Raw genomic sequence first — 10,699 nt, forward strand, 5'->3', positions numbered from 1 at the left:
AAGGTCGCGGTCGGCCAGTAGACCACGCCCAGCTTGGGCGACACATGGCTGTCGCTCTGCCCCTCCACGGGCCCGCCGGTATAGAGCGCGTCGGCTTCCGGCGTCAGTTCGTACCAGTCATAGCGCACCGCCGGGGTGATGCTCAGACGACCGTCCAGCAGCACCATCTCGTTCTGGATGAACAGGCCCGCGAGGCTGTAGTCGGTGATCGGAAACGGCCGGTTGGGGAAGGTCTCGCCGGCTCCGGGAACCGTGCCGCCGCGGATGGCCTCCTGGGTGCTCTCGGACCAGTCGCCGCCGAAGGTGACGCGGTGCTGCACCGCCCCGCCCCGGCCGAACACGCGATAGCCCTCGGCGTTCAGGCCAAAGACGCGGGTGTCGAAGGTCACGTCCCGGGTCCGGTCCGCCGCCGGTTCGCGGTCCTCATAGGTGAACTGGCGCGTCGTGGCGTCCTGCCAGTAGACCGCCATGGAGCCGCGATCGAGACCGAAGGCGTTAGTGAAGCGGTGATCCAGACTGACCCGGTCTCGCTGTTGCTCGTCCTCGCCCAGCACCTGCAACGTCGCATTGGGCTGGAACGGTGGGACCGCCGGGCCCCGACTGGACAGCGCATCGCCCGACAGGTCGGACTCATAGTGGTCATACGTCAGGCGCAGACGGTGGTTCGGCGCGACCTGCCACACCAGCTTGCCCAGCACCGCATTGGACGAAAAGTCCATGGGGTTGGGCGCGGTGCGCGCGGTGGTTTCGCTGAAGTTGTCGCCCTGATTTTCGGTCTCCTGCGCGTCGCGGCGCGTATAGGCCAGCAGACCCGAGAAGGCGCCGCGCGCTCCGGCGATGGACACGCCCTCGGTCCAGCTCTCGTCCGCCGAGGAATAGCCGACCCGGCCCCGCGCGGTGAACGACTGGCCGCGCAGCATGTCTTCGGGATCCTTTGTGGTGAAGCTGATCGCCCCCGCGATGCCGTCCGAGCCGTACAGCGCCGAGGCCGGACCGCGCAGGATCTCCACCCGCTGCATCAGGTCCAGGTCATTGTAACCGCCCCGCCCCACGTTCTGGGCCCCGAACGAAAAGCCGTCGGGCATGCGGATGCCATCGGTCACGATCAGCACCCGGTCGCCCCCCATGCCCCGGATGGTGAAACCCGAGTTGCCGTCCCGGCCCGCGCCCGACAGGGCGGCGTTGAAGCGCTGCGGGCTGGTGGGCACGCTGACGCCCGGTTCGAAGCGCACCAGATCCTTGATGTCGGTGTAGAGGTTCTCCTCAATGTCCTCGGCGGTGATGACGCTGACGGTGACCGGCACCTCGTCGGTGCGTTGTGCATTGCGGGTTCCGATGACCGTCACCGGCGCCACGTCCGTCGCCCCCGGAGCGACGACCGCCTCATCGGCCCAGGCGGCGCCTGCCGTAAGGCTGAGAACGGCGGAGGTGGAAAGCAGAAGCGTGCGCATGAAATGGCCCCGGTTGTGTTCGTCGTGCGGCGCAATTACTGCGAACGATTTGCAGACGCAATATCAATAATTATTTCCCCGTCGAAACGGGCCGCTAACCCTGGCCCCGCATGATCGACGGGTCTGTTCAGGAGCATCGGGGGTCGAGCCATGGCGCGCGCACAGTTTCAGAAGGGCCAGAAGGTCTGGGTCGAGTGCGTCGGCGCCTGGGCCTGCATCGAGAAGGTCCAGCCGGTCTGGGCCAAGGGTTTCGACGAACCGGTGCGCGTCACCTACGACGTGGGTCTCGGGCGCGAGTTCACCGGATCCGAACTGATGCTGCCGCAGGAGGACGCCGCCGCCGCTGACATGGGCGACTGGCGCCTGCTGCGGGCCCGCAACAAGTGGCAGCTGGCCGAGGACTGCCAGCATCACCCCTTCCCCGGCACCTATCCCGTCGTGGTCACCGACCCGGCCGACTGGGGCGGCTGGCGGGTGCCCGGCGCCGAATACGATCGTGATCCCGAAAAGATCGAGGCCCAGGCCCGGCTGATCGCCGCCGCGCCCATGCTGATGAAGCTGGCCGAGGATCTGGCGGGGTCGATCGACGAGAATGTGGACGAGGCTCCGCCCGAATTGACCCGTCTGGCGCGCGCGGCGCGCGAGATGCTGAAGGCCGTCAAGACCGTGCCGACGCCGGTCGGCGACGTGGAGCAGCCCGTCGCCGCGAGCGCGGCCTGATCTTCGCCGCGCGGCCTCGACACGAATCTGCGACGCACCCTAGGCTGTGCGTCTTCACGAATCGTGCGGGAGAGGGCGTTGAACGCCGACGAACGCCGCGGGACAGGACCGGGCCGCAGGTCATCCGACAGGGCGTCATCCGGCTTGGGCATGCCCGTCTGGGTGCGCATCGCCGTGCTCATCGCCGCGCTCGGCCTGTCGATCTACTCCCTGCTCTATGCCCGTCAGGCCGGGGACCGCCCTCGCGAGCAGGCTGAATCCACGGCCCAGGCGCTCCAGACCCGTTCGGAACTGGCCGCGGCGCGCCTGGACGCCGACTCCGCCCGCGCCATGATCGGCCTGACCGCTGCGGCCCGCGCCCTTGCCGACTCGCCCTCGCGTCCGCTCGACGCCGTGGAGCAGGCCCGCGCCGACGCGCCGGGTCCGGCCTACGCCGTCGTCTCCGAAGGGGGCGACATCCTCGCGGCGGCCGGCGCCGACGCCGCCGCCTTCCGGCCCACCGAAGCGTCGCAAGGCCACGCCCTGTCCCGGGCCCGGGACGGCGAGGCCCTGCTGCTGCGGCTTGAGGCGTCCGGCGGCCGCGCCGTGCTCGCCCGCCTTCCCGCGCCTGAGCTCGCGGCCCCCGCATCCTTGGCCCGCGGAGGCCTGACGGTCAGCATCATCAACGCCGACGGCCTCATCATCGCCTCGGCCGCCTCCCGCCTGCGCGACCAGCCCGCCTCGGTCCTGGGTCTGACCACCGAAGTCCTCGCCGAGCGCGCGCAGGAGGGCGGCGTCCATACCCATGGCGAACTGCGCCTGACCGCCGTGAACGCGCAGACCGCGCCGGCCACTGTTGTCGCCGCCGCCCCTGCGGCCGGCGGGGGCCTGCTGGCCCTGTTCGGCGACGCCTGGATCCTGATCGGCCCGCTCGGGCTGGGCCTCGGCCTCGGAGCCCTGGTGCTGTTCCAGGAACGCCGGGCGCGCCGCGCAGCCCGCGTCTGGGCCGACACCGAGCGTCGCTTCCACACCGCCGTCGAGGCCGCGCGCTGCGGCGTCTGGGAATGGAATCTCGACCGGGACGAGGTGGTGATGTCCGACGTCATGGCGGGCATGCTCGGTTTCGGCCGGGGCGGCGCCACCGCCGCCGACCAGATCATCGAGCGTATCAATCCCCGGCACCGCGACGCGGTGGCCCACGCCCTGCGACAGGCCCAGGCCTACGGCCAGGTCGAGATCGCCTTCCGCGTGGACGCCCCGGACCAGCCGCCCCTGTGGATGGAGCTGCGCGGCCAGGCCCCGCGCCAGCGCGGCCCGGACGGCTATGACCATCTCATGGGCGTGGCTCTGGACATCACCGAATCCCGCCGCGCCAAGGCCCAGGCCCAGGCCGCCGAGAACCGCCTCCGCGACGCCATCGAAAGCGTGTCGGACGCCTTCGTCCTGTTCGACCGCTACGGCCGGCTGATCCTGTGGAACCAGGCCTTCCAGGACGCCTTCGGATTCCAGCCCGGCCACCTCAAGCGCGGCGCCCAGAAGGAAGAGCTCAACCGCATCGCCGCCCTGGCCATCCGCAAGGACCAGCCCTCGGCCACCGGCCGACCCGGCATGCGCGAGATCGAGCTGGCCGACGGCCGCTGGCTGCAGATGTCCGAACGTTTCACGGGCGACGGCGGGGCGGTGGTCACGGCCGCCGACATCACCGTCATCAAGCGTCAGGAGGTGGAGCGCAAACAGGCCGCCGACGCCCTGCAGTTGACCGTGAGCAAGCTGGAGACCAGCCAGGAGGAGCTGTCCCTGCTGGCGCGGAAATACGAGGAGGCCATGGTGCGCGCCGAGGCGGCCAACCAGGCCAAGAGCGAGTTCCTGGCCAATATGAGCCACGAACTGCGGACGCCGCTCAACGCCATCAACGGCTTCTCGGAGATCATGGCCGGCGAGATGTTCGGCCCCCTGGGCGACGAACGCTACAAGGGCTACGCCGTCGACATCCTGAACTCGGGCCAGCACCTGCTGGCCCTGATCAACGACATCCTCGACATGGCCAAGATCGAGGCGGGCAAGATGACCCTGCACTACGAGGCCGTGGACCTGGCGGAGATCTGCCAGGACGCCATCCGCCTGATGCGCGGACGAGCGCAGGAGTGCGGCCTGAAGCTGAACATGGACGCGCCCGACCTGCCCGAGATCGAGGCCGATTACCGCGCCCTGAAACAGGTTTTGCTGAACCTGATCTCAAACGCCGTGAAATTCACTCCCGAGGGCGGCTCGATCACCGTCAGGCTGAGCCCGGCGGAGGGCGGCGTGCAGATCGCGGTCACCGACACCGGCATCGGCATCGCGCCCGAGGACCTGGTGCGCCTGGCCAAGCCGTTCGAGCAGGTCGAGGGTCAGCACTCCAAGACCACCCAGGGCACCGGTCTGGGACTGGCCCTGACCAAGTCCCTGATCGAGATGCATCACGGCGAGATGAAACTGGAAAGCGAGCCGGGCAAGGGCACCACCGTCAGCTTCACCGTGCCGATGCGGCGTCCCGCCGAACAGGACGAAGCCCGGGCGGCCTGAGGCTGCGTATTCGCTCTTTCCGCCCCCGCGTTTCACCCGCCCTTATAATGGGCGCCGTCAGAAACGATGAGGAGGCGATTTCGGACTATTCGGACAATTCAGACCCTGTTTTTTCGGTCGACAGAGTCTGAAATCTCACTCCGCCGCCGGCAGGCGCGCCACATGGGGCTCGCCGCTGACCAGCCACACGAGGATGGTCGGCTGCCCCTCGGCCACCACCTCAACCCCGCGCTGGACAAAGGGATAGGCGGCCTCGCAAGGCTGACTATCCGCGCCTTGGTCCATCTCGCAGACGATCAGATAGCGGTCGCGCTCCAGCGGCCGGATGCCGCGCTGCACCAGAGGCCCGGTCGGCGGCTGCTCAGCCGTGATCACATTGACGGGCCGGGTTGGGTCCCTGGCCAGGATGAACTCCACGTCGTGGCGCATGCTGTGCGGCCGCATGTGGATGCGGATGATGTCGGCCTGGCCGTCATGGTCCACGTCCCATTGCAGCTCGTCCGTCAGCGGCGCGAGGCCATCCCCCGTGGCCGCGTCCGCCGTCGCCTCGGCCAGGGTCGCGACCACCGGCTTGTCGTATAGATAGGGCGAACCCATGCACACCGCGTCCCAGACCATGTGCTCGGCCGAGTGCGGCACGGATCGGACGTCTTCATTCGGGTGGGCCTCGCCCAGCAGGCGGCCCCCGGCGTCGAAGGTCCGCACAGTCTGCATCACCGAGCCGCCCGCGCAATTGAAGGCGCTGTCGATGACCGTCCAGGCCTGGCCGCCCACCACCGCCCCGTGGTTGACCCAGACGTGGCGGGCCGTGCGGGTCTCCCAGCTGCGGGGCGTTCCCTGGGGCAGCATGTCCGCCTGCCGCAGGAACACGGACGTCCCGTCCGGCCGCTCCGCCGTCGGATTGAAGTCGATCAGCTGGCGCCATGGACCGTCACCGGCCTCTGGCGCTGGCGACAGAAGAGCGAGGGCGGCAAGCCAGGCGATCATGAGACGATCCCGAAAACCGAAGATTGCTCATCCTATGCGGCCCGTGCCCGTCGGCAAAGTGCCATGGCAGCCGCGTCAGGAACCGTTGGCCAGCCTGTCAGGTTGCGTCCCGCCACGCCTTCAACCCCTCCAGCGCCCGCACGCTCATCTGCCGCTTCTTGGCTCGGCCCCGGTCCTTGGGCGGAATCTTCTTGCCGTCGGCGTCCACGCGCGGCGCTTCCAGCGGCGGCAGCAGGCCATAGTTGATGTTCATGGGCTGGAACTTGGAGCCTTCCAGATGCCCGCCGGTGATGTGCTCCACCAGGGCGCCCATGGCCGTCTCCGGCGGCGGCGGAACCAGGTCTCGGCCCAGCGCCTGCGCCGCGGCGAGGCGGCCGGTCAGCAGGCCCATGGCGGCGCTCTCCACGTAGCCCTCCACCCCCGTCACCTGCCCGGCGAAGCGCAGGCGCGGCATGGCCTTCAGCCGCAGTTGCCGGTCCAGCAGCTTCGGGCTGTTCAGGAAGGTGTTGCGGTGCAGCCCCCCCAGCCGCGCGAACTGGGCGTTCTGCAGGCCGGGGATCATGCGGAAAATATCGGTCTGGGCCCCGTATTTCAGCTTGGTCTGGAAGCCCACCATGTTGAACAGGGTGCCCAGCGCATTGTCCTGCCGCAGCTGGACGATGGCGTGGGCCTTGACCAAGGGGTCGCGCGGATTGGTCAGGCCGACCGGCTTCATGGGGCCATGGCGAAGGGTCTCGCGCCCCCGCTCGGCCATCACCTCGATGGGCAGGCAGCCGTCGAAATAGGGGACGTTCTCCCACTCCTTGAATTCGGTCTTGGGGCCATCCAGCAAGGCGTCGATGAAGGCGTCATACTGCGCCTTGTCCATGGGGCAGTTCACATACGCCGCCGCGTCGCCGCCCGGACCCGCCTTGTCGTAGCGCGACTGGCGCCAGGCGATGTCGAAGTCGATGCTCTCCGCATGGACAATGGGGGCGATGGCGTCGAAGAAGCTGAGGCTTTCCTCGCCCGTGGTCTTCAGAATGGCGTCGGCCAGGGCGGGCGAGGTCAGCGGCCCGGTGGCCACGATGACATTGTCCCAGTCCTCGGGCGGCAGGCCCGCGATCTCCTCGCGCACGAGGGTGATCAGGGGATGGGCCTCCAGCTTCGCGGTCACGGCCCGGGAAAAGCCCTCGCGGTCCACCGCCAGCGCCCCGCCCGCGGGGACCTGATTGGCGTCGCCGCAGGCCATGATGACCGAGTCCAGCGCCCGCATCTCGGCGTGCAGCAGGCCCACGGCGTTGTATTCCCAGTCGTCCGATCGGAACGAGTTGGAGCAGACCAGCTCGGCCAGGCCGTCGGTGTGGTGGGCGTCGGTCTTCACGCCGGGCACGCCGCGCATTTCATGCAGGATGACCGGGACGCCCGCATTGGCGGTCTGCCAGGCCGCTTCCGAACCGGCCAGGCCGCCGCCGATGACGTGTATTGGAGAGGGGGAGGTGCTCATGGCGGGGGTTCTAGCCTTCCCGCGCTTTAGGCTCTAGCGTTGTGACGGGGAAACGGGGGGCGACATGAAGACCTTTTCGATGGGCGAAGCCCTGGGGTCCGGCTTCGAGATGATCGCGAAGCGGCCGCTGGCCGTTTTGCTGTGGGGCGTGCTGCTCTATCTGCCGGGCATCGCCAGCCTCGCGGCGATCTGGGCGATCATGGGCGATCCGTGGATGAATCCGGGTGCAGCGGCCGATTTTTCCGACCCCGAGGCCCTCAACGCCTTTCTCCAGGCCCAGGGCTGGTCAGCCCTGTCCAACGTGCTCAGCCTCATCGTCCAGGCGCTGATCGGCGTGGCGGTGATCCGGCTGGTGCTGTGGCCGCGCACCAGCGGATGGGCCGGACTGCGGTTCGGCGTGGCCGAGTTCTGCTACATCGTGGTTCAGATCGCCATCTGGGTGGCGATGATGATCCTGGCGCTGTTGGTTATCCTTCTGGCCGTGTTCACCGGCATCGCTCTCCGCGGGGCGGGCCCGGTGGCCCAGCCGTTGGTCTGGACCCTGCTGGGTCTGGCCGGGACGGTGCTGTTCCTGTGGGCATGGGCGCGAACGGGGCTGATCTCGGTCGCCAGCGTCGAGCGCAAGACCCTGGCCTTCGAGCAGGGTTGGCGCATGGCGCGCGGCCAGTCGGTCAAGCTGGCCCTCATGGGCGTGCTCAGCGTGATCCTGGGCATCGTCGTGTTCCTGCCGGTGGTGGCGCTGGCCGCCCTGTCCGTGGGGCTGGCGGGCATCGACTGGGCTGCGTTCGCGGACGCCGACACCTGGACCATGACATGGGAGCCCCGCCTGATGATCGGTTTCGGACTCGCCTTGCTGTTCATTTTCGCCAGCACCGGCGCGGCCACGGCGGTGATGTACGCCCCATGGGCCAGCGCCTATCGCCAGTTGCGGGCGTCGGCGGACGAGGCGCATCCGGAATCGTCATGACGCCGTCAGGTCTTTCAGGTTAGGCTCGGGGTCCAACTACGACTTCACGGGAGGGCTAGAACCATGGCGTTTTCAGCGACGGACTGCGCATTCGAGGGGTTCCGCGTCGCGCGGCGCACCCCCACCACCATACTGATATGGGCGGCGGCCTATATCGTGTTCACCGCCCTGATGTTCGCATTGGTGGGCGGTTCGTTCGTCACCCTGATGGCTGCCATGACCGAACTGCAGGGCGTCACCAATCCGACTCCGCAGGATTTCGAGCCGCTCTGGGCCGCCTATGCCGGGATCATGTGGATCATGCCGCTGTCGTTCGTGTTCAGCGCGGTGATGTACACGGCTTCGCTGCGCGTGGTGCTGCACCCTGCAGAGAAAGGCTTCGGCTACATGCGGCTGGGCATGGATGAGGTCCGGGTCCTGGTGGTGACCCTCGTGCTGTGCGTGCTGGCCGCTATCGCGGGCGCCGTCGTGTTCGGGATCGCGGGCGTTCTGGCCGGACTCGCCGCCGCCGCAGCGGGCGACGCGGGCGGGCTGATCGCCTTTGTCCTCATCGTCGCGGCTGTGGTGGCCTTCATCTGGCTGGCGGTGCGCTTCAGCCTCGCCCTGCCGATCACGGTGGCCGAGAAGAAGTTCGCCATCTTCGACTCCTGGAACGTGACCAAGGGCCGTGTCTGGGGCCTGATCGGCATGACCCTGATCGTGATCGTCATGGCCATTGTCGTGTCGATCCTGGCCTCGATCATCATCCTGCCCCTGATGTTCTTCACCGGAAACATCAGCGAGCTGGCGGCCATGGAAGGCGCCGACATCGGCCAGATCATGAGCGCCATGGGCCCGGCCATAGTCATCTATGTGATCAGCAACAGCATCATCTCGGCGCTGAGCCTGGCCATCTTCATGGCGCCCTACGCCGCTGCCTACCGCGATATTCGCGGCGTCGCGGATCCCGTGGTCGTCGAGCCCACGCCGTCGCTGTAGATGCGAATCAGGCCCGCGCCTTCGCGCGGGCCTTTTTCGGGGCGGGGGCGGCGGCTTCGACCGCCGCCTTGACCCGCGCCAGCCGCCTCGTTTCGTGGCGGTCCAGCATCTCCTTCAGGTACTTCCCGGTCCAGCTCTTCGGATCAGCCGCGACCTGTTCAGGCGTCCCTTTTGCAACGATCTCGCCGCCTCCCTCGCCGCCTTCAGGACCGAAGTCCAGCAGCCAGTCGGCCACCTTGATCACATCCAGATTGTGTTCGATCACCACGATGGTGTTGCCGTGCTCCACCAGCTCCTGCAGCACTTCCAGAAGCTTGCGGGTGTCCTCGAAATGCAGGCCGGTGGTGGGCTCGTCCAGAATGTACAGGGTCTTGCCGGTGGCCCGTTTCGACAGTTCCTTGGACAGCTTGACCCGCTGGGCCTCGCCGCCTGACAGGGTCGTAGCCGGCTGGCCCACCTTGACGTAGCCCAGACCGACCCGCTCCAGCGTCTGCATGCGGTCGCGGATGGGCGGCACGGCCTTGAAGAAGTTCGCCGCCTCCTCGACCGTCATGTCCAGCACGTCGGAGATGGACTTGCCCTTGAACACGATCTCGAGGGTTTCGCGGTTGTAGCGTTTGCCCTTGCAGACATCGCAGGTGACATAGACGTCCGGCAGGAAGTGCATCTCGATCTTGATCAGGCCATCGCCCTGACAGGCTTCACAGCGCCCGCCCTTGACGTTGAAGCTGAACCGCCCCGGCCCATACCCGCGCGCCTTGGATTCCGGCAGGCCCGCGTACCAGTCGCGGATGGGGCCGAAGGCGCCGGTGTAGGTGGCCGGGTTCGAGCGCGGGGTGCGCCCGATGGGGCTCTGGTCGATGTCGATGACCTTGTCGAAATGCTCCAGCCCCTCGATGCGGTCGAAGTGGGCGGGCGCGTCCGAGGCGTTGTGCAGTCGCCGGGCCGCCGCCTTGTACAGGGTCTCGATTGTGAAGGTAGACTTGCCGCCCCCCGACACCCCGGTGATGCAGGTGAATACGCCCACGGGGATCTCGCCGGTGACGTTCTTCAGATTGTTGCCGGTGGCGCCGGTGATCTTCAGCATCTTCTTGCGGTTGATCGGGCGGCGGCCCTCGGGCGGCAGCTCGATCTCGCGCTCGCCGGTCAGGTATTTGGCGGTCAGGCTCCGGCCGTTGGCCATGACCTCGCCCGGGGTGCCCTCGGCGCAGACCTCGCCGCCGTGCACGCCCGCCGCCGGGCCCATGTCGATCACATGGTCGGCGGTCATGATGGCCTCTTCATCGTGCTCGACCACCAGCACCGAATTGCCCAGGTCCCGCAGGCCGCGCAGGCTTTCCAGCAGCCGGGTGTTGTCCCGCTGGTGCAGGCCGATGGACGGCTCGTCCAGCACATAGAGCACCCCGGTCAGGCCCGAGCCGATCTGTGACGCCAGACGGATGCGCTGGCTCTCGCCGCCCGACAGGGTGGCCGACGCCCGCGACAGGTTCAGATAGTCCAACCCCACATTGTTCAGGAAACCGAGGCGGTCGTTGATCTCCTTCAGTATCCGCCGGGCGATCTCCA

General features: G+C 68.0%; 8 protein-coding genes. 4 read left to right on the forward strand and 4 right to left on the reverse strand.

Annotated features, from left to right (window positions below; all coding sequences use genetic code 11):
- A partial coding sequence (locus tag C0461_RS11305; RefSeq protein WP_292106968.1) for a TonB-dependent receptor occupies nt 1–1,451 on the reverse strand: 1,451 nt, incomplete at its 3' end.
- Nucleotides 1,452–1,601: 150 nt separating this feature from the next.
- On the opposite strand from C0461_RS11305, the gene C0461_RS11310 reads away from it, so the two are divergent.
- Both C0461_RS11310 and C0461_RS11315 read left to right on the forward strand, forming a co-directional pair.
- Nucleotides 1,602–2,171 (forward strand): hypothetical protein, encoded by a 570-nt coding sequence (locus C0461_RS11310; RefSeq protein WP_292106970.1) that lies wholly within the window; start codon nt 1,602–1,604, stop codon nt 2,169–2,171.
- Between the two features lie 150 nt (nt 2,172–2,321).
- Nucleotides 2,322–4,715, forward strand: a complete 2,394-nt coding sequence (locus C0461_RS11315) for a sensor histidine kinase (RefSeq protein WP_292106972.1) — start codon at nt 2,322–2,324, stop codon at nt 4,713–4,715.
- 135 nt (nt 4,716–4,850) lie between these two features.
- Here C0461_RS11315 and C0461_RS11320 read toward each other — a convergent pair whose 3' ends face one another.
- Nucleotides 4,851–5,702, reverse strand: a complete 852-nt coding sequence (locus tag C0461_RS11320; RefSeq protein ID WP_292106973.1) for a hypothetical protein — start codon at nt 5,700–5,702, stop codon at nt 4,851–4,853.
- 97 nt (nt 5,703–5,799) lie between these two features.
- Nucleotides 5,800–7,188, reverse strand: coding sequence for a methylenetetrahydrofolate--tRNA-(uracil(54)-C(5))-methyltransferase (FADH(2)-oxidizing) TrmFO (gene trmFO, locus C0461_RS11325; protein ID WP_292106977.1), 1,389 nt, complete (start codon nt 7,186–7,188; stop codon nt 5,800–5,802).
- A gap of 64 nt (nt 7,189–7,252) precedes the next feature.
- Here trmFO and C0461_RS11330 point away from each other — a divergent pair, with 64 nt between their 5' ends.
- Both C0461_RS11330 and C0461_RS11335 read left to right on the forward strand, forming a co-directional pair.
- Complete coding sequence (locus C0461_RS11330) at nt 7,253–8,155, forward strand: hypothetical protein (RefSeq protein ID WP_292106980.1); 903 nt, start codon at nt 7,253–7,255, stop codon at nt 8,153–8,155.
- A 63-nt stretch (nt 8,156–8,218) separates the two neighbouring features.
- Complete coding sequence (locus tag C0461_RS11335) at nt 8,219–9,133, forward strand: hypothetical protein (RefSeq protein ID WP_292106982.1); 915 nt, start codon at nt 8,219–8,221, stop codon at nt 9,131–9,133.
- Nucleotides 9,134–9,140: 7 nt separating this feature from the next.
- Here the strand turns inward: C0461_RS11335 and uvrA are convergent.
- On the reverse strand, nt 9,141–10,699 hold a 1,559-nt coding region (gene uvrA / locus C0461_RS11340), incomplete at its 5' end, for an excinuclease ABC subunit UvrA (RefSeq protein ID WP_292106985.1).

The sequence above is a fragment of the Brevundimonas sp. genome (genome assembly GCF_013823285.1).
In the GTDB taxonomy this organism is placed as follows: domain Bacteria; phylum Pseudomonadota; class Alphaproteobacteria; order Caulobacterales; family Caulobacteraceae; genus Brevundimonas.